A 21,826-nucleotide genomic window follows, 5' to 3' on the forward strand; every position below is an offset into this window, starting at 1 on the left:
GCTTTGCCGCACGTCAGCTGCCTGACGATGAGCGAGCCGGGCAACATCTCGCGGAATTGAGGGAGTTTGCGGGCCAACTGGCTGCGAAAACCGAGCAGTTTGTTGTCAGAATCCATGGCGACCTCCTATCTTACATGGAATATACTGTAAGTTTTGGGGCTAGTCAAGAGGGAACTTGATATTGCAAGAATGATTTGTGAGGTGACCCCGGGCGTTCCGCGAGCGGATAGCCCGATCAGTGCGGGGTTAGATCATGCCAACTTTTTCCCTTGCGAAAGTGCTGTGCCGAGGCCGTTCGAACGGAAGGCCGCGGGGTGCCTGAAAATGCGGCTTGATGCCGGGGCGGAATCCTGATAGCATGAGGCCAGCCGCCTGAAACCCGAATCGGCAAGGGGTTGCCATGCGCTTGAAAAATATCCTCCTTCTCGCGATCCTCACGAACACCCTGCCCGCCCCGGCCCCCGGCCAGGCCGCGGACACCGAGCAGCGGCGGGCGAGCATCTGCAAACCCTCCGTCGTCCGCATCATCGACGGCGTCAGCGCCAACTTCACCTTCACCTGGGAAGCGAAAGGGATCCAGAAGCAGTACCCCGTCTCCACCATCGCCTCCGGGTCCGGTTTCTTCGTCAACCCTTCGGGTTTCATCGCCACCAACGCCCACGTCGTGGAAATCACGAAAGAATTCACCATGGGGAACCGGGAGAAGGCGCTCGAGCCCCTCATCAACCAGTACGTCCAGTCGGTCTGCCGGGACCTGTCCATCAACCCCGCCTCCATCAACGACGCGATCCGCCGCGAAATCCTGAGCATGACCACCGTCAACGGCGAACCGCAGAACATCCACCTGGTCCTCATGCCCGACAAGCGGCACCTCCCCTTCGCGGTCCGGTCCTTCGGGGCCCCGGTGGGGGAAGGCAAGGACATCGCCGTCATCAAGATCGACGTGCAGAACGCCCCCGTTCTCAAGCTGGGGGACTTCGAGAAGGTCCAGCTTCAGGACCACATCACCGTCATCGGCTTTCCGGCTGCGGCGGACACCGACGTCCTGGACTCCGCCTCCATCCTGGAGCCGTCCATCACCGACGGGAAGGTCTCCGCCCGGAAAACCCTCGAGGACGGCTGCCCGGTGCTGCAGATCAGCGCCCCCACCACCCACGGCAACTCCGGCGGCCCGGTCCTCAACGACCGCGGGGAGGTCATCGGGATGCTCACCTTCCGGGGGGACACCGTCGGGGGGCAGGAAGTCAGCGGGTTCTCCTTCATCTTCCCCTCCACCGCCATCATGGACTTCATCCACCAGGCGGGGACCACCAACACGGACAGCCCCTCCACCGCCGCCTTCACCGAGGCGCTGAACTTCTACTGGAACGAGAATTTCTCCGCGGCGAAGACCAAGTTCGAGGAGGTCCTGCGGCTCTACCCCCAGCACCTGGATGCCGGCCGCTTCGTGGAGGAGTGCCGGAGGGCCATCGGCGCCGGCCGCGACAAGCCCATCGCCGGGGCGCCGTCCGGAGGGGCTTCCACGGCCGAAACCGCCTCATCGACGGACGCGAAGAACATCTGGCTCTGGGTGGGGATCGGCGGCGGCGGCCTCGTCCTCGTCCTGACGGTGGTCATCCTGATCGTCGTGGGAAGAAAGAAGAAAGTCCCTCCCGAGGCGCCCTACGGCGGCTACGAGGCCTACGAGCAACCCCCGGAGGCCTACCCGCCCTACGGCGAGGCCCCCTACGGGAGCGCCCCGCCGGCTTACCCCGACCCCGGTTACGGCGCGTCCCCCCCGCCGCCGTATCCCCCGGCAGGCCCCTACGGCGAAGCCCCCTACCCGCAGGGGTACGGCCCGGTGGAACCGCAACCCCCCGTCCCGCCCCCGCCGCCCCCTGGTATGGGTTACCCCGGGCAGGCGGCCCCCGACAGTTTCGGGAAGACCATCGTGGTCCCCCCGGCCTTCGCCAGCCCCGGTGAAATCGTCTTCACCTCCGGCCCGCTGCGGGACCAGCGCTTCGCCCTCTCCCTCGCCGGGGTGTACATCGGCCGGGACGCCAACTCCGCCCAGGTCGTCATCCCCGACGGGCGGGTCTCCAAGCGGCATTTGTGGGTGGGGATCCGCGACGGCCAGCCGATCCTGCAGGACATGGGGTCCACCAACGGGACCTTTGTCAACGCGCTGGGGACACCTCGGGTTTCCGAAACCGTCCTGCAGAACGGCGACACGGTCATCATCTCCGAGGCCGACGTCGCCCGGTTCATCTACCGCAAGTGAGCCGGGGGCGCCGCTTCCCGATGCGGCTCCGGAACGGGCGTTACGGTGTCCGCCGGCCCTCCGGGCAAAGGCTACCGCAGGAAATCCCCATCGACGATGAGCAGCGTGGCCCCCGGCTCGGAGTGCGAGCGGTGCGAACTCAGGCCGTCGGAGACCACGCAGGTCGTCCCGGCGCTCAACTGTGTTTTCCCGCTGCGGCCCATTTCCCGGAAGCGTCCGTCTTTCGCCCCGGAGCGGTTCACTGTTTTTCCGTGTCTCCGAAGCGGTTGAAGGCGATCAGCGCGACAGCAACCAGGAACAGGGCGGCGGCTTGGCGCAGGATATCCTCACCGGTCTTCCACTGAACGAAGTGCTCGATGAAAAAGACGACCATCAGCAGGATGAGAACGCCGCTGAGACGGCTTTTCAATTCGTGGAAATCCCTGATGGTGAGCGCGGCGGGAAGGCCAAGGCCGCCGATGAAGAGGTCGTAGAGCCCGAAACCGAAGAGCAGGAGGGTCGAGGCGATCAGAAAGGAGTCCAGAACCTCGATGGCGGACACCGCGGTGAACCGGTCGAAATCCACCAGGAGGACCTGGACGAGCTTGACGGTTCGTATCGAGCCCCAGACGAAAGTGGAGATCGAGGCCACGAAGATGAAAAGCGTCCCGACGACGGCAACGAAACGGAATTCTCTGATCGGGTTTTTCATCGTTCGAAACGGGTCAGGGGGTTGAAATCGCTTCGTCTTCCCGGGGAATTTCGCTTTCGTTGCGGCGGGGCCCCTGGTTCTTGGCGGCCTGGCGCATGTTGATGTTGCCTTCGAAGGAGGCGCCCTCGTTCACCACGAAACTGACGCAGGTGATGTTGCCCTCCACCTTGGCCGTGGGCTTGAGGACGACCTTCTGGTCCGCGGAGATGTTTCCCACGACGCGCCCCAGCACCATCACCGACTCGCCGTGCACGTTCGCCTTCAGAAAGCCCCCGGGGCCGATGGCGACGACACGGCTCGTCTTGATCTCGCCTTCAACAGTCCCGTCGATGGTGAGGTCTTCATCCCCGGTGATGGTCCCGACGAACTTGAGGCCCTTCCCGATGACGGAGCCGCCCGACGGGGACTGCGGGCCCGGGGCGGCGGCCCGCCGCGTTTCCACGGGGGCGACGTTTTCCACCTCCATCATGGGGTAGTTCACCGACTCGTCGCTGCGGTCCTTCTTGAATAGCGCCATGGTTCCCTCTTCTTCTCCCTGCATTGCCGGTGAAGGGCCCGGGGCCCGCGGGTCGTTTCACTTTCCACCGGATCCAGGACCGATATTACACCTTTCACTCAAAAAGTAAATCACGAATCAACGGGGTCGAGGTGAATGAAGGACGCGGGGATGGCCCCCTCCCGGATCACCCGGGGGGGAGTTTCCACCAGGGAGACCAGGGTGGAGGGACGGCGCGGCTCGAGGGCCCCAGCGTCCAGGATGCCCCGGACCCGCCCGCCGAAGCGCCGGATGATCTCTTCCACGGTCTGAAGCGGTTCTTCGCCGCTGATGTTCACGCTGGTGGACACGAGGGGGACACCGGCGTACTCGAGGATTTTCTGGAGGATCGGGTAGCCGGGGTAACGGAGGGCGACCGAGGGCAGCCCGGCGGTCACTTCCGGGGGGAAGACGCCGGGGTCGGGCAACACCAGCGTGAGAGGGCCCGGCCAGAACTTGTCCATCAGGCGGCGGGCGATCGGGGGGACCGGGATGCCGGCCTTCGCGGGAAAGTCGGGGGACGGAACGAGGACGACCATGGGCTTGTCCGCGGGGCGGCATTTGAGCTGCAGAAGGTCCCGGACGGCGTCGGGCCGGTCGGCCCGGCAGTGCAGCCCGTAGATGGTGTCGGTGGGCAGTACGCAGACGCCCCCGTCCACCAGCATGCGGGACACGGCCTTGAGCGTGGAACGGTCGGGGGTTTCAAAATGCACCTTGACAATTCGCGTTTCCATAATACCTTCCGTACAGTGCCCGCCGGGCGGTTTTCCGGGGTGACGATCCGCGTTTTTATCACAGACGGTAGGCATTTGCAAAAAATATCCGGGGCCGTCCGACTTCCGGGTGGACATTGGCCATAGCGTGCATATAATAAATAACCGGAAATTCAACTGAGGAGAGACACCATGACCATCGACCAGATCAGGGAAGTCCTCGGACCGGAAGCCGACCACCTGCTCGGTTTCAACAACCCCAAGATACCTCGGGAGAGCCTTCACCTTCCGGGGCCGGACTGGATCGACCGCATCTTCGGGCCTTCGGACCGCAACATCAACGTGTTGAAAAACCTGGCCTGGATCTTCAACGCCGGGCGCCTCGCGGGGACCGGCTACGTCTCCATCCTCCCCGTCGACCAGGGTGTCGAGCACTCGGGCGGGGCCTCCTTCGCGCCCAACCCGGAGTACTTCGACCCGGAGAACATCGTGAAACTGGCCATCGAGGGCGGGTGCAACGCCGTGGCCTCCACCCTGGGCGTCACGGGCGCCGTGGCCCGCAAATACGCCCACAAGATCCCCTTCATCGTCAAGATCAACCACAACGAACTCCTCACCTTCCCCAACAAGGCCGACCAGATCCTCTTCGCCTCCGTGGAGCAGGCGTGGGAGCTGGGCGCCGTGGCGGTGGGGGCGACCATTTATTTCGGTTCGGACGAGAGCGGCCGGCAGATCGTCGAGATCTCGGAAGCCTTCCAGGCCGCCCACGAACTGGGGCTGGGGACGGTGCTCTGGTGCTACCTGCGGAACAACGCCTTCAAGATCGAGGGGAAGGACTACCACGTCAGCTCCGACCTGTCCGGCCAGGCCAACCACCTCGGCGCCACGATCCAGGCGGACATCATCAAGCAGAAGATGCCGGAGCGCAACGGCGGCTACGAGGCCCTGAACATGGGCAAGTCCGACTACGGCAAGTTCGACCGCCGGATCTACACCGACCTCTGCAGCGAGCACCCCATCGACCTGTGCCGCTACCAGGTGATCAACAACTACCTGGGGCGCATCGGTCTCATCAACTCGGGCGGGGCCGCCGGGAAGCAGGACATCCTGGACGCGGTGAAAACGGCCGTCGTCAACAAGCGGGCCGGCGGCATGGGCCTGATCAGCGGCCGGAAGGCGTTCCAGAAACCCATGAAGGAGGGCGTCAAGCTCCTCAACGCCATCCAGGACGTCTACCTCTGCAAGGACGTGGAAGTGGCCTGACCCGAAAACGGTGCGGCCCGGGGCGCGCAAAGCCCGCGGCCGGACCGCCGGGGGAGGATTTGACGATGAAATGCCCTTTCTGCGGACACCTGGGCGACAAAGTCGTGGACTCGCGCGAGAGCCGCAACGGCGACAGTACCCGGCGCCGGCGGGAGTGCCTCTCCTGCGGGCGCCGCTTCACCTCCTACGAGCGCATCGAGGAGATCCCGCTGGTGGTGGTGAAGAAGGACGGGCGGCGCGAGGTCTTCGACCGCGGCAAGATCCTGGCGGGGTTGATGCGCGCCTGCGAGAAACGCCCGGTCTCCCGGTCCGACCTGGAACGTTTCGTAGAGGACGTGGAGGCCTGGATGCAGGAGAACTCCGACCGGGAAATCCCCACGGCCGAGATCGGGGAGAAGGTCATGCAGCGCCTCCACGGCCTGGACAAGGTGGCCTACGTCCGCTTCGCTTCCGTTTACCGGGAGTTCAAGGACGTCAACGAGTTCCTGCGCGAAATCGGCGAAATCTTCGAGTCGCGGGCGTGAGCCCCCGGGGTGGAGTCGGGGCGACGGGGTCGCAAATCGTCGGAAAACGAACGGGAAAGTGTTTGTACAGCCTTTGGTTGAGCCATCGCCCGGAGGGCGATGGTACCTTTTACGGGGATGTCAAGGATGGGTAACAGACCGGGCCACAAGAACACCGCCAGTCTTCACGACCTGCTGTTCTCCCACGAGCTCTCGAAGCTCGAGGCCGAGCCCTTCGCCCCCGGCATGGACCTCGCCGAGACCCGGACGGAGATCGTCATCCGGCTGGACCTGGCGGGGGTCCAGGAGAATGATGTCCGCGTGAGCATCTCCGGCCGGTTTCTGCGCGTCGAAGGGGTGAAGCGGGAGCCGGATTTCCTCAACAAGGAAGCGGTCCGGTTCCTGCTCCTGGAGCGAGCCTACGGGTCGTTCCGGAAACAGGTGGAACTGCACTGGGTCATCGACCCCAAGTCGGTGACCGCCTCCATGGCCAACGGTATCCTGACGGTGATTCTCCCCAAGCTGATCGACCGGCGGGGAACCGTTTACGAGGTTCCCATCCGGTTCGAGTCGGACGAGTGAAACGTAAAATGGACTGAGGTGGACTGACAATGGAACAGAACAACGGAAACCCGGTGGAATCGTCCGAGGGGCAGGTCCAGATCCCGGGCATCTTGCCGCTGCTTCCCCTCCGGGACGTGGTGGTTTTCCCCTTCATGGTGGTCCCCCTCTACGTGAACCGGGAATCCTCCATCAAGGCCGTGGACTCGGCGCTATCCCAGAACCGCCTCATCCTCCTGGCCACCCAGAAGGACCCCCAGGAGGACGAGCCCCGGGAGGACGGACTGTACCCCATGGGCACCGTGGCCATCATCATGCGGATGCTCAAGCTGCCGGACGGGAGGCTCCGGATCCTCGTGCAGGGGCTGATGCGGGCCCGCATCGTCGAGCCCGACTTCTCCGGCCCCTTCATCCTCTCCCGGCTGGAGGCCGTCCGGGAACCCGACGCCAAACCGGCGGGAATCCGGGTCGAAGCCCTGATCCGCAACGTCAAGGCGGCGGTGGAGAACGCCGGCAACCTCGGCAAGAACATCTCCACCGAGATCATGGCCATCATCTCGAACCTGGACGACCCGGGCCGGCTGGCGGACCTGACCGCCGCCAACATCGAACTCAAGGTCAAGGACGCCCAGGAGGTCCTCTCCGTCATCAACCCGATCCGCCGCCTGCAGCGCGTCAACGAGATGCTCCAGCGGGAAATCGAACTCCTGGGGATGCAGCAGAAGATCAACGCCCAGGCCAAGGACGAGATCGACCGCTCCCAGCGCGAGTACTACCTGCGCCAGCAGCTCAAGGCCATCCAGGACGAACTGGGCGAGGGAAACGAGTTCGCCCAGGAGATCAAGTCCTACCGCCAGAAGGCGAACACCGCCAAGATGTCGAAGGAGGCCCTCGAGGAGGTGGAGCGGCAGATCAACCGCCTGGAGAAGATGCACCCCGAGTCGGCGGAAGCCGCCACCCAGCGGACCTGGCTCGACTGGATGGTGAACCTCCCCTGGAGCAAGCACACCAAGGACAACCTGGACCTCGACAAGGCCCAGAAGATCCTGGACACCGACCACTACGACCTGGAGAAGATCAAGGAACGCATCATCGAGCACCTGGCCGTGCGCAAGATCGCCCAGGGCCACAAGGGGCCGATCCTGTGCTTCGTCGGCCCCCCCGGCGTCGGGAAGACCTCCCTGGGGCGGTCCATCGCGCGCGCCCTCGGCCGGAAGTTCGTCCGGCTCTCCCTGGGCGGCGTTCACGACGAGGCCGAGATCCGGGGGCACCGGCGGACCTACGTGGGCGCCATGCCGGGCCGCATCGTCCAGGGGATCCACCAGGCCGGCACCCGCAACCCCGTCTTCATGATGGACGAGGTGGACAAGATCGGCATGGATTTCCGGGGCGACCCCTCCTCCGCCCTCCTCGAGGTGCTGGACCCCGAACAGAACTTCTCCTTCCGCGACAACTACCTCGGAGTGGCCTTCGACCTTTCCAGCGTCATGTTCATCACCACGGCCAACATGCTGGAGACCATCCAGCCGGCCTTCCTGGACCGCATGGAAGTGATCCACCTGAGCGGGTATTCGGAGCAGGAAAAACTCCACATCGCCAAGCGCTATCTCGTGCCGAAACAACTGAAGGAAAACGGGTTGAAGGGCACGACCCTGAAGTTTGCCGACGACGGCATCCTCCGGATCGTCGGCGGCTACACCCGGGAGGCCGGCCTGCGCAACCTGGAGCGGGAGATCGCCAAGGTCTGCCGGAAGACGGCCAAGCGCGTGGCCCGGGGGGAGTCGGTCAAGGTCCGGGTGACGGAGGCCAACGTCCACGAGTACCTGGGCGCCGAGAAGATCCCGCGGGAGAAGCTCCTCAACAAGGACCGCGTCGGCATCGCCATGGGGCTGGCCTGGACCCCCACCGGCGGCGACATCCTCTTCATCGAGGCCATCGCCATGAAGGGCAAGGGCAACCTGCTCCTCACCGGAAAGCTCGGGGAGGTGATGCAGGAGTCCGCCCGGGCCGCCCACAGCTTCGCCCGGGCCAACGCCGCCGAGTACGGCATCGAGGACACCTTCTTCGACGAGCACGACTTCCACATCCACGTGCCCGAGGGCGCCACGCCCAAGGACGGCCCCTCGGCGGGCGTGACCATCGCCTCGGCCCTCATCTCCGTCTGCACCAACCGGCCCGTCTCCCGGCAGGTGGCCATGACGGGGGAGATCACCCTGCGGGGCGACGTCCTGCCCATCGGGGGCGTCAAGGAGAAGGTCCTGGCGGCCCGCCGGGCAGACATCCGCTCGGTGATCCTCCCCGAGATCAACCGCAAGGAGGTGGAGGAACTCCCCGACTTCGTCCGGGAGGGGATGGAGTTCACCTACGTGGACTCCGTCCAGGACGTCCTGCGGCGCGCCATCGGCCCGCAGGCCCACCCAACGGGCGTCAATGCCTGAACGGCCTTCGGGGGGGGCGAGGCAGAACCGCAAGCGAAGGCGGTTTTGCCTTGACAATTCCGCAAAGTCGTCGCGTTGTCCCTTCTCAAGCAGGCGGTGGCCGACGAGGACCTGAAGGGGACCCGGTCGGCCCTCCACTACCTGAAGATCCGGGACGGGCGCGAGGTCGATTTCTGCCACGTTGAGAACGACCAGCCGAAGTTCCTCGTGGAGGCGAAGCGGACGGAGACCAACCGTGCGCCGCATCTGCTGCACTTTTGCGGAAAGTAAGGTTTGCGGGGCATCCAGGTCGTCCGTCACCTCAAGCGGGAATTCACGGAGGGGAACGTGACCCTGCGTTCGGCGCGGTCCTGGCTTCGCGAACTTTACTGAGAACTTCCACGACTGCCGGAGCGGGTCTGGCCCGGACGTGCTGCGCAATTTACGCCACGTTGAACTATTTCATGTTTTTCGGTTCATCCATGCCGGTTGACCGGGGGTTCAGTCTCGGCGGCCGTGCAGTTCGAAGGCGGCCCAGTGAAAGGGATGGGCGTAGTTCCCTTCCCGGGCCAACCGGGCCCGGGCACGCAGGAGAGCGACATCGCGCGGGGCGCCGGCGAGAATCTCCCGGTAGAACGTTTCCATGAAACACTGGGCGGACTCGTCGGAAATGGGCCAGAGTGAGACGACAACGCTCCGGGCCCCGGCGTAGAAAAAGGCCCGGGACAGACCCATGATCCCCTCGCCTCCGAGCACCTTTCCCAGGCCCGTTTCACAGGCCGAAAGGACCACGCACTCGCTGTCCAGCCGGAGATCCTGGATGATCTCCCAGGCCTGGAGGAAACCGTCGCGCCGGTGATCGTCCCGGGAGGCGGCATCGAGAGGTTCCGAAGATGGCGCGGGCGAGAGGGCGAGGGCGGAGTTCATGGGGAAATCGGCGTCAATCAGCCCGTGGCAGGCGAAATGGAGGTATTTCGTCTCCCCGGGGAGCGTTCGCACGGCGTCCTCGTTGGCTTCCCCACCCAGAAACACCCTGGACCGGGGGCCGCCGAAAAGGGCGGAAATGGACAGGACCTCCTCCTTTGTCCCGGGGAGTGGTTGGAGGAGGAACCCGCCGTCGGCGGGGTTGACCGGCTCCCTGCCGCCGTCAGGGTCCCCGACCGGGTAGAGGGGATCCCCGAAGCCGGCCCAGGTGGCCTCACCCGGGGTGGCTGAACGCGGGCGGTCGGCCTGCAAGCTGGCGTACACCGTCAGGGAAGGCTGGACGGACAAGGGTTTCTGGAGGCCGAGGGGTTTGGCCGCCAATCCCTCGGCCGCTGCTTCTCGGACGGCGTGAGCACGCTGAAGGGCAACAGGTGAAGGGCGGCGTCGGGAAGAAGGAGGATGTGTTTGCAGGCGGCGATCTCCCGGCCGGCCGGCGCCAGGAGAAGGGCGAACAGGGTCTCCGCGCTTTTTTTCCAGGCCTGAGAATCCGCTCTCGAGGCCGCATTCAACCCTAACTGCGAACGCAGCAGGCGAACCCGCCGCTCGATCTCTCCCCGTCCCACCGGCAGGATGGCAGTTCGGAGGGAGGCTTTCCCCGACCGGGACCGGAGCAGCGCAAACAGGTGGGTCCGCTCTTCCGCCACGGCGTAGGCGATGAGCAGGGTGCCCGGTTCCAGCGCTTTCACGATGCCGGAGTACCCCAGTGGTTTGGGGTACTCCAGGGCGGCCAAGCGGGGAGATGCCTGCCGGATTTCCTCAGCCAGGGCATCCTCCTCCTGGGGAAGCATGAAGAGTTCGGAACGCCAGGCGTCGATCTGCCCGGAGTCGGTCTGGGCATCGGCCTGGGCGAGTCGGTTGTAGAGGAAGGTCCGCCGCCTGGCCAGGTCCCGTCGCCGGTCCAGCAAGGGGCCGGGGACCTCGCCCTGAAGGTCCACGCTCCGGGAGGAGATCATTTCCAGGAGCGCCCGTGAACGGGAACGTTCCAAGGTCTCCAGGGCGATTGCCGATCGATTCGCTTCCAGGTAGGCCGCGATCAGGTTCGTGTAACACCCCTCCTGGTTCGCCGAGAAGGATGCCTTGGCCGAGGCCGCACCGGTCTTTTCCCGCTGGGCCTCGATGGTATCCACGGTCTTTTCCAGCAATTCCAGGCGCCGGGGGAGATGCCCCATCGCCCCTTCGACCTCCGCCAACTGCTGCAGGCTGTCGGCCATGGTGACACTGCCGGGGGCCAGGCGTTCACGGATTTCCAGCGCCTTTCGGTGATGTTCCCGGGCCGCCGCCAGGTCTCCCTGGGCTTTCCGTGCCTTGCCCAGGTCGCTGTGGCTGCGGGCCACGTCCAGGCCGCCGGGGGCCAGCCGTTCCCGCAGTTCCAGGCTCTGCAGGAAATACGGCACGGCCGAGACCGGATCGCCCTGGTCCAGGGCCACGGAACCCAGGTTCTCCAGGCTCCTGGCCAGATCGATGCCGCCGGGGGCCAGCTTCTCCTGGATCCTCAGCGCCTGGAGGAAGTAATCCTTCGCGGCCGGGAAGTCTTGCTGGTCCCCCGCCACGGCTCCCAGGTTGTTGAGGCTGTTGGCTAAATCCACGCTGCCGGGGGCCAGACGCTCACGGAGAACCAGGGCTTTCGCCAGGTACACCCGGGCGGCGGCCGGGTCGCCTTGTTTCCACGCCACCAGCCCGATGTTGTTGAGGATGTCGGCAACCGACAGGCTGTCGGGGGCCAGGCGTTCCTCGATGGCCAGCGCCTGGAGGTAATGCTTCCTCGCCGTGACCCAGTCGCCTTCCCACCAGGCTACATTGCCCAGGTTCACGAGGCAGTCGGCGACCCTTCGAGTGCCCGGCACCCGGCGCTCCCGGATGGCCAGGCCACGCTGCAGGAAGTGCCTGGCCGCCCCCAGGTCGCCCTGGTCGATGGCCACGAGGCCAAGATTGTTGAGACACGAGGCCACGTTGAGGCTGTCGGGGGCCAGGCGCTCCTGAACCTCCAGGGCCCGCTGGAAGTGTTCCCGGGCCGCCGCCAGGTTGCTGCGCTTCCATTCCACGAGCCCCAGGCCGTTGATGCTGGAACTCACTTCCGTGCCGGCCGGGGCCAGGCGTTCCTGGATGGCCAGGGCCCGCTTGAAATATTCCCCGGCGGCGGCCAGATTGCCCTGTTCCCGAAACAAATGACCCCGGTTGGTCAGCCCGGCGGCGAAGGCCAGGCTGTCCGGGGCAAGCCGTTCCCAGATGGCCAGAACCTTTTCCGCCAGTTCCATTGCTTCCGGCAACCGTCCGCGACGCTGCTCCAAAAGGCTGTTCAACTGGAGCACGGCGGCCAGCCGGGCCTCCGAGCCGGGGGCCGCGGCCAGGGCTCGGGCCTGGGTAAAGATCTCGGCGGCCGTGTCCTCGGCCCCGGCGGAAGAGAGGGTCTGCGCCAGGGACAGGAGCGCGAAAAACCGCCAGACTCCGGACTCCGGCGCGTGTTCAGCGACACCACGGCAGACGTTTTCGGCATCCTGCCATCGGCGCAGGTCCCGCAGCGCCCTGGCCAGTTCCAGCCGGAGCCACCACGCCGGGCCGGGCCGGCCTTCCTTCTCCACCTGGTCCGCCAGGGCCTGCCATCGGGCCAGCCCCCCCACTCTGGTTTCCTCCACCCGCAGCGCCTGGCGGACCTCTCTGAGCGTGCCCAGCAGCGTTTCCGAAAGAACCGGCCGCAACTCGAACCCCCAATCACCCTGCGGAAGCCTGACCGGGATGATTTCCGACCCGCGGCGGACCCGGAACCGGGTTTCGCCGGCCTTCTCCCAGTCCGACCGGCGAGCGAGGACCGCTTCGAGCGAGGGGTTGTCCTGCTCCTCCAGGCCGGTGATGACGTCCCCGGCCTTCAACCCTGCCCGGTCAGCCAGGGAGTTTTCCTTCACCGACTCCACCACCGCCGGATCAACCGGCGCCGGAGCGGCTTCCAGCCCCCCGTGCACGTTGGCCGTCAGCAGGGTCGCCCAGAAAACGATGCCCAGGGTGCTTCTGCCGCCGATGGCCATGGTCGCCTCCTTGCATTCCGGATTTCAGAGATTCTGCCTGAGGCGGAGCGTATCAACGCCGTTCGACTAGAGCTTCCGGTACAGCGTCCGGAGGTTGACGCCCAGGAGGTTGGCGGCCAGGGGCTTGTTCCCGCCGAGCCGCCGGAGGGTCTCCCGGGCGTACCGGCGCTCGGCCTCCTCCAGGGAGAGCCCGAACGGCAGCGCGAGGTCGCTCCGGTCCACGCCCAGGGGGGCGTCCGGGCCCTTGCGGGCGGCGGGGCGGTCGTCCTCGACCAGATCCAGCAGTCCCTTCGGAAGGTCCCGGGGGAGGATGCAGTCGTCCCGGGCCACGATCACCGCCCGCTCGACGACGTTCTGGAGTTCCCGAATGTTCCCCGGCCAGGGGTAGCGGAGCAGGAGTTCCATCGCCTCGTTGGAGAGGGTCATGCCGGGGCGGCCGTTCTTGGCGGCGTAGTCGTTGAGGAAGGCGCGGGCCATGAAGGGGATGTCCTCGGTCCGCTCCCGGAGCGGCGGCAGCGAGACGCAGATCACGTTGAGGCGGAAGTAGAGGTCCTGGCGGAACTTCCCGACCTTCACCAGGGACTCGAGGTCCGCGTTGGTGGAGGCGATGACCCGGATGTCCACGGGGAGGGTCTTCCCCCCGCCCAGCCGCTCGATCTCGTGCTCCTGGAGCACCCGCAGGAGCTTCACCTGCATGGCGGGGCTGGTCTCGCCGATCTCGTCCAGGAGGATGGTCCCGCCCGAGGCCATCTCGAAGCGCCCCGCACGGCTCTCCCGGGCGTCCGTGAAAGCCCCCTTCTCGTAGCCGAACAGCTCCGACTCCAGGAGGGTCTCCGGAAGCGCGGCGCAGTTGATCTTGATGAAGGGCTTCTGGCGGCGGCTGCTCAGGCGGTGGAGGATTTCCGCCACCCGCTCCTTTCCCGTCCCGCTCTCCCCCACCACCAGAACCGTGGCCGACGTGGGCGCCACCTGGCGGACCAGGTCCAGGACGTCCCGCATCCGCCGGTTCTGCGAGGTGAAGGCGTGGTCGCCGTCGGAGAGCTGCTCGAGACGGTGGCGCAATTCCCGGTTCTCCCGGAGCAGCCGGTGCCGTTCCAGCGCCTTGCGGACCACCTTGACCAGGCCGGTCCGGTCGAAGGGCTTCTCGATGAAGTCGTAGGCGCCCTGCTTGATGGCTTCCACCGCGGACTCGATGGTGCCGGTGCCCGAGACGAAGACGAACTCGGTGTCCTGCCCGATGGTGCGGGCGGCCTGCATGAGCTGGATGCCGTCCATCTCCGGCAGGTGAAGGTCCACCACCATCAGGTCGGGGGCTTCGGCGCGGATGGACTGCAGCGCGTCCCGGGGGTTGCCGAAGGCCGCCACCCGGTAGCCCTGCTGGAGGAGGATCCGCTCGATGGAGCGCAGGATGCCCTCCTCGTCGTCGACGGTCAGAACCAGGGGGGTCTTGTCCATGGTCGTTTTCCTGTCCCTGCAACGTTCAGTTGCGCTTTATCGCGTTCCCCGCGAGGCATCGCCGGCGCAACCGTCTCATATTTCATATCATATCAGAAACCCGCCCAAACCGCCCGCGGTTTGATTGTCAGAATTGACAAAAAGTTCCCCCGCCTTCCCCGGATTTTGTCGGATTTGACACGATTCTCTCCCGGCTGTCAGTCCCTTCGAAGTGGGATTTTGGGCAAAATGCGCAAGATTTGAGATCATCGGTGGGCTCCCGCCGCCTTCGGGGCGGGTGAACCCGATGGAGGAACGGACGGGGTCCCCGGGGCGTTGCTTCGCTCGCCCCGGGCTGGAACGCCCCCGCGCGTACCGCGCGGGCCTGTCCCCCGCTCCTGTCCGTGTATTTCGGGTATTTCGTGGTTCCATTTCCGGGTAACCCGGGTTCAGCGGTGGGGAAGTTTTGGCGCGCAGTTTGCATGACGATCCTGTATTGCGAATTCTCGACGAGGGAGACCCATGAGCGCAGTGATCCAGTTTGAAACGACCGCCCTGGACGAAATCCTGTCGAAGTACCCGTCCGGCGAGCGGCGCTGGCTGATCCCCATCCTGCAGGACACCCAGGAGCGGTTCGGTTACCTGTCCGAGGAGTCCATCTGCCGGGTGGCGAACCACCTGAGCATCCCCACCAGCAAGATCTACGGCGTGGCCACCTTCTACAACCAGTTCCGCCTGACGGCGCCGGGGAAGTACGTGATCCGGGTCTGCCGCGGGACGGCCTGCCACGTGAAGGGGTCCGCGGCCATCCTGGAGCGCTTGGTCCAGGAACTGAAGGTCAGCCCCGGCCAGACCACGCGGGACGGCCTCTTCTCCATCGAGACCGTGGCCTGCATCGGGGCCTGCAGCATCGCCCCGGTGATCGCCGTCAACAACGACTTCCACGGCCGGCTCGAGGTCAACGAGGTGCCCCGGATCCTCGCCCGCTACCGCAAGCAGGAGGAGGTCCGGCAATGAAGGCCCCGATGCGCCTCAACGACCCCTGCTGCCCGCGCTGCACCCACGCGCCGGGAAAACCCTGCCCGGACTTCGTCGCCTGCCGGCTGGACGGCCCCCTCTGCCACGACGACGCGCTCTGCCGGTCCGCCGTCGCCGCCCGGGCAGCCCGCGTCCGCCGCGAGACGGCCGACCGGCCGGCCATCCTCGTGGGGATGGGCACCTGCGGCCTGGCCTCGGGCGCCGGGGAGGTCCACGCGGCGATCGCCGCGCGCCTCCGAACGGACAGGCTCGACGTGGAACTGGTTTCCACGGGCTGCATCGGCTACTGCGAGAAGGAGGCCCTGGTGGACGTCCGGGTCCCCGGCCGGAACCGGCTCCTCCTCTCCAACGTCGTCCCAGGCGACGCGGACGACGTGGTGAAGCTGGCCACGGGGGTCTCGGAGACCCCCGTGAAGCCGCTCTGCCAGTTTACTTCCGCCAACGGCGCCCGGGCGTGGGACGGCGTGCCCTTCGCCGCCGACCTCCCCTTCTTCGCCAAGCAGCTGCGCGTCGTCCTGGAGAACTGCGGCCACATCGACCCCACCTCCCTCGAGGAGTACGTCGCCGCCGGCGGCTACCGCGCCCTGGCGGACGTCCTGAAGGAAAACGACCCCGGGCGCGTGGTGGACCGGGTCCTCCGGTCCGGGCTGCGGGGCCGGGGCGGCGGCGGGTTCCCCACGGGCCGGAAGTGGGGCTTTGCCCGGAACGCCGGGACGGGGCCGAAGTACCTGGTGTGCAACGCCGACGAGGGCGACCCCGGCGCCTTCATGGACCGGGGCGTCATGGAGAGCGACCCTCACCGCCTCCTGGAGGGCATGGCCATCGCGGGTTTCGCCATCGGGGCCGCCGAAGGCATCATCTACTGCCGGGCGGAGTACCCGCTGGCCATCGAGCGCCTCGAGGCCGCCATTGCGCAGGCGGAGTCCTGGGGGCTTCTCGGGGACAACATCCTGGGCAGCGGCACCGACTTCCGCCTCCACATCAAGAAGGGGGCCGGCGCCTTCGTCTGCGGCGAGGAAACGGCCCTCATCGCCTCCATCGAGGGGAAGCGCGGCATGCCCCGGCCCCGGCCGCCCTACCCGGCCGTGAGAGGCGTGTTTGGCCGCCCCACGGTCATCAACAACGTGGAGACCCTGGCCAACGTGCCGTCCATCCTGCGCCGAGGCCCCGAGTGGTTCGCCGCCCTGGGGACGAAGAACTCGACCGGCACCAAGGTGTTCGCCGTCACGGGCAGGATCCGGAACACCGGCCTGGTGGAGGTCCCCATGGGGATCCCCCTGCGGGAGATCGTCTTCGACATCGGCGGGGGCATCCCCGGCGGCAAGGCCTTCAAGGCGGTCCAGATCGGCGGGCCGTCGGGCGGCTGCATCCCCGAGGCGCACCTCGACATCCCGGTGGACTACGAGTCCCTGAAGGATGTGGGAGCCATGATGGGCTCCGGCGGCCTGGTGGTCATGGACGAGAACACCTGCATGGTGGACGTGGCCCGTTTCTTCATGGACTTCATCCGGAAGGAGTCGTGCGGGAAGTGCATCCCCTGCCGGGAAGGGACCACCCGGCTCTTCGAGATCCTGGACCTGATCGTCCGGCCGTACCGCGCCACCTCCGAGGAAGACAACCTTCTCCGTTTCAAGGGGATCGTCAACATGGACCGCCTGGCGCAGACCATCCGGTCCACCTCCCTCTGCGGGCTCGGCATGACGGCCCCCAACCCGGTGCTGAGCACCCTGCGCTTCTTCCGGCACGAGTACGAGAGCCACGTCTACGACCGCAAATGCCCGGCGGGCGCCTGCACGGGCCTGCTGACCTACGCCGTGAACCCGGACCAGTGCACGGGCTGCACCGTCTGTGCCGTGAAGTGCCCAACCAAGGCCATCGTGGGGCAGAAGAAGCAGCCCCACCTCATCCTGGACGACAAGTGCGTCCGGTGCGACACCTGCCGGCAGGTCTGCCGGTTCGGCGCCATCACCGCGGAATAGGAGACCGACATGAGCGAAGAACGCGTTCGACTGAGTATCAACGACCGCCCCGTCGAGGTGCGGCGGGGCGCCACCCTCCTGGAGGCGGCCCGGGAGGTCGGGGTGAAGGTCCCCACCCTCTGCAGCCTCGAGGGGCTATCCCCCACGGGGGCCTGCCGGATCTGCGTGGTGGAGGCCGGGGGTGACGGCCGCCTGGTCCCGGCCTGCGCCTTCCCCGCCGAGGAGGGCCTGTCGGTTCAAACCAACACGCCGGCGGTGCGCCAGGCCCGCAAGACTATCATCGAGCTGCTGCTGGCCAACCACAAGCAGGACTGCCTCTACTGCCCCAAGAACCTGGCGTGCGAGCTGCAGGCCCTGGCCGCCGAGTACGGGGTCCGGGAGAAACGCTTCTCGGGGAAGGTCCGCGCGTACCACATGGACCTGTCGAGCCCCGCCGTCGAGCGGGACCCCGAGAAGTGCATCCTCTGCGGGCGGTGCGTGCGCGTCTGCGAGGAAATCCAGAACGTCGGGGCCATCGACTTCACCGGGCGGGGCTTCGAGACCATGGTCCTTCCCGCCTTCAACCGGGACCTGAACGTGGCGCCCTGCGTGTTCTGCGGCCAGTGCGTCCTGGAGTGCCCGACGGGCGCCCTCCGCGAGAAGGACCACCTCAAGCCGGTCTTTGACGCCCTCAACGACCCCCGGAAGTACGTGGTGGTCCAGGTGGCGCCGGCGATCCGGGTCTCCCTGGGGGAGGAGTTCGGTCTCCCCGCCGGGGCCGTGGTGACCGGGAAGATCCCGGCGGCCCTCCACCGGCTGGGTTTCAAGCGCGTTTTCGACACCAACCTCGCCGCGGACCTCACCATCCTGGAAGAGGCGACGGAACTGGTGGACCGCGTCCGGACCGGCAAGCCGCTCCCCATGCTGACCTCCTGCTCCCCCGGCTGGGTCAAGTACGTGGAGCACTTCCACCCGTCCCTGCTGCCCCACGTGTCGACCTGCAAGTCGCCCCAGATGATGATGGGGGCCATGATCAAGACCTACTTCGCCCAGAAGGAGGGGATCGCGCCCGAAGACCTTTACGTGGTCTCCGTCATGCCCTGCACCGCCAAGAAGTTCGAGGCCCGGCGGCCCGAGATGGGCGCCCACGCCCACCCGGACGTGGACGCCGTCCTGACCACCCGGGAATTCGCCCGGATGATCCGGATCGCCGGGATCGACTTCCACCGGCTCGAGGACGAGCCCTTCGACGACCCGCTGGGGATCGCCTCCGGCGCCGGCGACATCTTCGGGTCGTCGGGGGGGGTGATGGAGGCCGCCCTCCGGACCGCTCACTACCTCCTGACCGGCGAGGAGGCCGCGTCAACCGACGTGACCGCCGTCCGGGGCCTGGACGGGGTGAAAACCGCCGAGGTGCCGGTGGGCGGCCTGACGCTCAAGGTGGCCGCGGTGAGCGGCCTGAAAAACGCCGCCGCCCTGCTGGACCGGATCAAATCGGGGGAAGCGACCGATTATCATTTCATCGAGGTCATGTGCTGCCCCGGCGGGTGCATCGACGGGGGCGGGCAGCCGCTGCCACGGAACCGGGAGGTGCTCGAGGCCCGCATGAAGGCCGTCTACGCCATCGACCGGGGGAAGGCGCTGCGGCGGTCCCACGAGAACCCGGGCGTCAAGGCGCTCTACGACGAGTACCTCGGGGAGCCGAACAGCCACCGGGCCCACGAACTGCTCCACACCCGCTACACGGAGCGGGACCAGTACTGAAGGAGGCGGGCGGGTCATGCAACCGGTCGCGGTCATCGAGACCATTCCGGAAAAGTGCCGGCGCTGCTACGGCTGCGTGCGGGAGTGCCCCGCCCGGGCCATCAAGGTCGAGAAAGGCCAGGCCCGGGTCATCCCGGAGCGCTGCATCGGCTGCGGCAACTGCTACCGGGCCTGCGCCATGGGCGCCAAGAAGATCCTGGACGGCACCGGCCCGGTCCGGGACTTCCTGGCGGAGCCGAAACCGTTGAAAGTGGCCCTGCTGGCGCCTTCCTACTGCGCCATCCCGGAGAGCTACGACCCCTCCCGGATCGTGGGGGCCGTCCGGGCCCTGGGCTTCGACAAGGTCTGCAGCGTGGCCTTCGGGGCCGACCTCAACGCCCGGGCCTACCAGAAGCTCCGCAAAACCTCTTCCGTCAAGCCCGTCATCGCCGTGCCCTGCCCCGCGGTGGTCTACCTGATCCAGAAATACGCCCCCGAACTGATCCCGAATCTCGCGCCCGTTGCCTCGCCCATGGTCGCCATGGCGCGGGTGGCCCGGGAGCTGTGGGGGCCCGCGTCCCGCATCGTATTCATCGGGCCCTGCATCGGGAAGAAGAAGGAGGCTCACGACCCCCTGACGGGAGGCGCCGTGGACGAGGTCCTGACCTTCGAGGAACTCTGGCAGCTCTTCGCGGCGAAGGGAATCGACCCCGCCACGGCCCCCGAGTCGGGCCTGGACGGCCCGAAACCCGGGCTGGGCCAGCTCTTCCCGGTGGAGGACGGGCTCCTCAAGAGCGCCGACATCCGCGAAGGCCCCCTCGACGCCGGCATCGTCTCGGCGGACGGCCGCCGCCGGTGCATCTGGATCCTCGAGGACCTGGTGCGGGACCGCTTCAAGGCGGACTTCATCGACCTCCTGATGTGCGAGGGGTGCATCAACGGCCCGGCCATGATCAGCCACCACAACCTCGTCTGGCGGCGGACCCGGGTGGTGGAGCACGCCCGCGCGCGCGTCCGGGAGATGGACCTGCAGGAGTGGGACCGCGAGGTGACGGACTGGCTGGGCCGGCTCGACCTGACCCGCACCTTCGAGCGGTCGCCGGTGGTCGAGCCCGAGGTCCCGGAGGAGGAACTGGCGGAGGCCCTCCGGCGGATGGGCAAGGAAAAACCCCAGGACCAGCTCAACTGCGGCGCCTGCGGTTACCCGAGCTGCCGCGAGAAGGCGGAGGCCGTGTGCCGCGGGCGGGCGGAGGTGGAGATGTGCCTGCCGTTCCTGGTGGACCGCCTCGAGCAGACCTGCCGCGAGCTGCAGGACACCAACAGCCTGCTCCAGAGCACCCAGCAGAACCTGGTCCAGACGGAGAAGCTGGCGTCCATGGGACAGCTGGCTGCCGGGGTGGCCCACGAGATCAACAACCCCCTCGGCACCATCCTCATGTTCAGCCACCTGGTCCGGGAGAACCTCAAGGACCGCCCCGACCTCGGCGAGGACGTCGAACTGATCGTCAAGGAAGCCCACCGCTGCAAAGGGATCGTGGCGGGCCTGCTGAACTTCGCCCGTCAAAGCCGGGTGCAGCTCCAGAAGACGTCCATCGGGACCTTCCTCGGAGAGATCGTCCGGCAGAAACGAGTGGACACCCGCTTCGCCGGCGTTCGCCTGGAGGTGGAACTCGACCCCGCTCTCGAGGAAGTCTGGCTCGACCCCGACCAGTTCCGGCAAGTGCTGGACAACCTCCTCCACAACGCCATGGAGGCGATGGACGGCACCGGGACCATCACCCTTCGCGCCCGGTGGAACACGGTCCGGGGGGACGCCGAGTTCGAGGTGACGGACACCGGTTGCGGGATCCCCCCGGAGAACGTCAAGCGGATCTTCACGCCCTTCTTCACCACGAAGAAACTGGGGCGCGGGACGGGGCTGGGTCTCGCCATCGCCTACGGAATCGTGAAGATGCACGGCGGGAACATCGACGTGAAAAGCCAGGTCGGCCGGGGGACCACCTTCCGGCTGAACCTTCCCGGCCGCTCCCCGGAGAGCGCCGGCGGACACTGGATCTGAAGGAGGCTGGAATGGTGAAAATCCTCGTGGTGGACGACGACCCCGACTTCCAGGACATGATGACCCTGGTGCTCCAGTCCGCCGGCTACGCGGTGGAGAACGCCTACGACGGCGCCCGCGCCCTGGAGCGCATCGCGGCCGACCCCCCGGACCTGGTGCTGCTGGACGTCATGATGACGACGGAAACCGAGGGGATCGAGGTGGCGCAGCGGCTCCGCGCGGACCCGCGGACGCGGGGGATCCCCCTGGTCATGCTCACGTCCGTGAACGTGGAGAAGCGGTTCCCGGCCCCGCTGGAGCCCGACGCCGACTGGCTCCCGGTCGACCGCTTCCTCGACAAGCCGGTCAAGCCCGCCCTGCTGCTGACCACGGTGGCGGAGCTGCTCGGAAAAGAGACAAACCACGGATGAACACGGATAAACACGGATGGACACGGATGGGGCAGGGTGAAAGAAAATGAACGGCATGAGACGGATACGTTTGAACGGTCTCATGCAAAGGCGCCAGGGCGCAGAGCCTCGCAAAGCGTTCATGGCGAACGCTTTTCGGAATTCCTTTGCGAGGCTTGGCGGCTTTGCGGCTTGGCGTGAGGTTGGGAACGACGTCTTTCCCTGGTTCGGGAGCCGCTCCGATATGCAATAATTAGT

At 66.7% G+C, this 21,826-nt stretch carries 18 protein-coding genes; 11 read left to right on the forward strand and 7 right to left on the reverse strand.

All coding sequences use genetic code 11. The features are described from left to right. The first annotated feature begins 400 nt into the window (after positions 1–400). Positions 401–2,260 (forward strand): trypsin-like peptidase domain-containing protein, encoded by a 1,860-nt coding sequence (locus KA419_15900; GenBank protein ID MBP7867416.1) that lies wholly within the window; start codon positions 401–403, stop codon positions 2,258–2,260. Between the two features lie 71 nt (positions 2,261–2,331). Here the strand turns inward: KA419_15900 and KA419_15905 are convergent, their stop codons facing one another. The 4 genes from KA419_15905 to KA419_15920 form a co-directional block, all read right to left on the reverse strand. Then, positions 2,332–2,502, reverse strand: a complete 171-nt coding sequence (locus KA419_15905) for a hypothetical protein (GenBank protein ID MBP7867417.1) — start codon at positions 2,500–2,502, stop codon at positions 2,332–2,334. Further along, a complete protein-coding gene (locus tag KA419_15910) occupies positions 2,499–2,951 on the reverse strand; it encodes a YqhA family protein (protein MBP7867418.1) in 453 nt (150 codons plus the stop codon). Before KA419_15910 ends, KA419_15905 begins: the two co-directional genes overlap by 4 nt. Before the next feature lie 13 nt (positions 2,952–2,964). Beyond that, positions 2,965–3,468, reverse strand: a complete 504-nt coding sequence (locus tag KA419_15915; GenBank protein MBP7867419.1) for a polymer-forming cytoskeletal protein — start codon at positions 3,466–3,468, stop codon at positions 2,965–2,967. A gap of 110 nt (positions 3,469–3,578) precedes the next feature. Further along, entirely contained in the window at positions 3,579–4,220 is a 642-nt protein-coding gene (locus tag KA419_15920; protein ID MBP7867420.1) for a threonylcarbamoyl-AMP synthase, read from the reverse strand. 171 nt (positions 4,221–4,391) lie between these two features. Between KA419_15920 and KA419_15925 the strand changes: the two genes are divergently transcribed. The 5 genes from KA419_15925 to KA419_15945 all read left to right on the forward strand — a co-directional run bounded on the left by KA419_15925 (position 4,392) and on the right by KA419_15945 (position 9,234). Beyond that, a complete protein-coding gene (locus KA419_15925) occupies positions 4,392–5,462 on the forward strand; it encodes a class I fructose-bisphosphate aldolase (GenBank protein ID MBP7867421.1) in 1,071 nt (356 codons plus the stop codon). A gap of 65 nt (positions 5,463–5,527) precedes the next feature. Further along, the gene (gene nrdR, locus KA419_15930) at positions 5,528–5,986 is read left to right on the forward strand and encodes a transcriptional repressor NrdR (GenBank protein ID MBP7867422.1); all 459 of its coding nucleotides are present in this window, start codon (positions 5,528–5,530) and stop codon (positions 5,984–5,986) included. A gap of 126 nt (positions 5,987–6,112) precedes the next feature. Then, positions 6,113–6,547 carry an Hsp20/alpha crystallin family protein gene (locus KA419_15935; GenBank protein ID MBP7867423.1) on the forward strand — a complete coding sequence of 145 codons (435 nt, stop codon included), beginning with the start codon at positions 6,113–6,115 and terminating at the stop codon, positions 6,545–6,547. A gap of 29 nt (positions 6,548–6,576) precedes the next feature. Further along, positions 6,577–8,964, forward strand: a complete 2,388-nt coding sequence (lon, locus tag KA419_15940; GenBank protein ID MBP7867424.1) for an endopeptidase La — start codon at positions 6,577–6,579, stop codon at positions 8,962–8,964. Between the two features lie 75 nt (positions 8,965–9,039). After that, the gene (locus tag KA419_15945) at positions 9,040–9,234 is read left to right on the forward strand and encodes a hypothetical protein (protein ID MBP7867425.1); all 195 of its coding nucleotides are present in this window, start codon (positions 9,040–9,042) and stop codon (positions 9,232–9,234) included. Positions 9,235–9,444: 210 nt separating this feature from the next. On the opposite strand, the gene KA419_15950 is transcribed toward KA419_15945, so the two are convergent. From KA419_15950 to KA419_15960, 3 genes are all read right to left on the reverse strand, one after another. Beyond that, complete coding sequence (locus KA419_15950) at positions 9,445–10,248, reverse strand: CHAT domain-containing protein (protein ID MBP7867426.1); 804 nt, start codon at positions 10,246–10,248, stop codon at positions 9,445–9,447. Further along, positions 10,194–12,947, reverse strand: a complete 2,754-nt coding sequence (locus KA419_15955) for a tetratricopeptide repeat protein (protein MBP7867427.1) — start codon at positions 12,945–12,947, stop codon at positions 10,194–10,196. The genes KA419_15950 and KA419_15955 overlap by 55 nt, the downstream gene beginning before the upstream one ends. A gap of 66 nt (positions 12,948–13,013) precedes the next feature. Beyond that, on the reverse strand, positions 13,014–14,402 hold the full coding sequence (locus tag KA419_15960) for a sigma-54-dependent Fis family transcriptional regulator (GenBank protein ID MBP7867428.1): 1,389 nt from the start codon (positions 14,400–14,402) through the stop codon (positions 13,014–13,016). A gap of 501 nt (positions 14,403–14,903) precedes the next feature. Between KA419_15960 and nuoE the strand changes: the two genes are divergently transcribed. The 5 genes from nuoE to KA419_15985 are packed head-to-tail and all read left to right on the forward strand — an operon-like array spanning position 14,904 to position 21,589. After that, positions 14,904–15,398, forward strand: a complete 495-nt coding sequence (gene nuoE, locus KA419_15965; protein ID MBP7867429.1) for an NADH-quinone oxidoreductase subunit NuoE — start codon at positions 14,904–14,906, stop codon at positions 15,396–15,398. Then, entirely contained in the window at positions 15,395–17,398 is a 2,004-nt protein-coding gene (locus KA419_15970) for an SLBB domain-containing protein (protein MBP7867430.1), read from the forward strand. Before nuoE ends, KA419_15970 begins: the two co-directional genes overlap by 4 nt. A 9-nt stretch (positions 17,399–17,407) precedes the next feature. Continuing rightward, positions 17,408–19,141, forward strand: a complete 1,734-nt coding sequence (locus tag KA419_15975; protein ID MBP7867431.1) for a [FeFe] hydrogenase, group A — start codon at positions 17,408–17,410, stop codon at positions 19,139–19,141. A gap of 16 nt (positions 19,142–19,157) precedes the next feature. Then, complete coding sequence (locus KA419_15980) at positions 19,158–21,179, forward strand: 4Fe-4S dicluster domain-containing protein (protein MBP7867432.1); 2,022 nt, start codon at positions 19,158–19,160, stop codon at positions 21,177–21,179. A gap of 11 nt (positions 21,180–21,190) precedes the next feature. Further along, positions 21,191–21,589, forward strand: coding sequence for a response regulator (locus KA419_15985; GenBank protein ID MBP7867433.1), 399 nt, complete (start codon positions 21,191–21,193; stop codon positions 21,587–21,589). The last annotated feature ends 237 nt before the right edge of the window (positions 21,590–21,826 follow it).

This window comes from Acidobacteriota bacterium (genome assembly GCA_018001935.1).
In the GTDB taxonomy this organism is placed as follows: Bacteria; Acidobacteriota; JAAYUB01; order JAAYUB01; family JAAYUB01; genus JAGNHB01.

What these genes read in the sequence shown, in the direction of transcription:
- lon (MBP7867424.1), top strand. Translation starts at nt 6,577, where the DNA reads ATGGAACAGAACAACGGAAACCCGGTGGAATCGTCCGAGGGGCAGGTC.
- KA419_15955 (MBP7867427.1), bottom strand. Translation starts at nt 12,947, where the DNA reads ATGGCCATCGGCGGCAGAAGCACCCTGGGCATCGTTTTCTGGGCGACC.
- KA419_15985 (MBP7867433.1), top strand. Translation starts at nt 21,191, where the DNA reads ATGGTGAAAATCCTCGTGGTGGACGACGACCCCGACTTCCAGGACATG.
- nuoE (MBP7867429.1), top strand. Translation starts at nt 14,904, where the DNA reads ATGAGCGCAGTGATCCAGTTTGAAACGACCGCCCTGGACGAAATCCTG.
- KA419_15980 (MBP7867432.1), top strand. Translation starts at nt 19,158, where the DNA reads ATGCAACCGGTCGCGGTCATCGAGACCATTCCGGAAAAGTGCCGGCGC.
- KA419_15975 (MBP7867431.1), top strand. Translation starts at nt 17,408, where the DNA reads ATGAGCGAAGAACGCGTTCGACTGAGTATCAACGACCGCCCCGTCGAG.
- KA419_15920 (MBP7867420.1), bottom strand. Translation starts at nt 4,220, where the DNA reads ATGGAAACGCGAATTGTCAAGGTGCATTTTGAAACCCCCGACCGTTCC.
- nrdR (MBP7867422.1), top strand. Translation starts at nt 5,528, where the DNA reads ATGAAATGCCCTTTCTGCGGACACCTGGGCGACAAAGTCGTGGACTCG.
- KA419_15970 (MBP7867430.1), top strand. Translation starts at nt 15,395, where the DNA reads ATGAAGGCCCCGATGCGCCTCAACGACCCCTGCTGCCCGCGCTGCACC.
- KA419_15935 (MBP7867423.1), top strand. Translation starts at nt 6,113, where the DNA reads ATGGGTAACAGACCGGGCCACAAGAACACCGCCAGTCTTCACGACCTG.
- KA419_15910 (MBP7867418.1), bottom strand. Translation starts at nt 2,951, where the DNA reads ATGAAAAACCCGATCAGAGAATTCCGTTTCGTTGCCGTCGTCGGGACG.
- KA419_15900 (MBP7867416.1), top strand. Translation starts at nt 401, where the DNA reads ATGCGCTTGAAAAATATCCTCCTTCTCGCGATCCTCACGAACACCCTG.
- KA419_15960 (MBP7867428.1), bottom strand. Translation starts at nt 14,402, where the DNA reads ATGGACAAGACCCCCCTGGTTCTGACCGTCGACGACGAGGAGGGCATC.
- KA419_15925 (MBP7867421.1), top strand. Translation starts at nt 4,392, where the DNA reads ATGACCATCGACCAGATCAGGGAAGTCCTCGGACCGGAAGCCGACCAC.
- KA419_15915 (MBP7867419.1), bottom strand. Translation starts at nt 3,468, where the DNA reads ATGGCGCTATTCAAGAAGGACCGCAGCGACGAGTCGGTGAACTACCCC.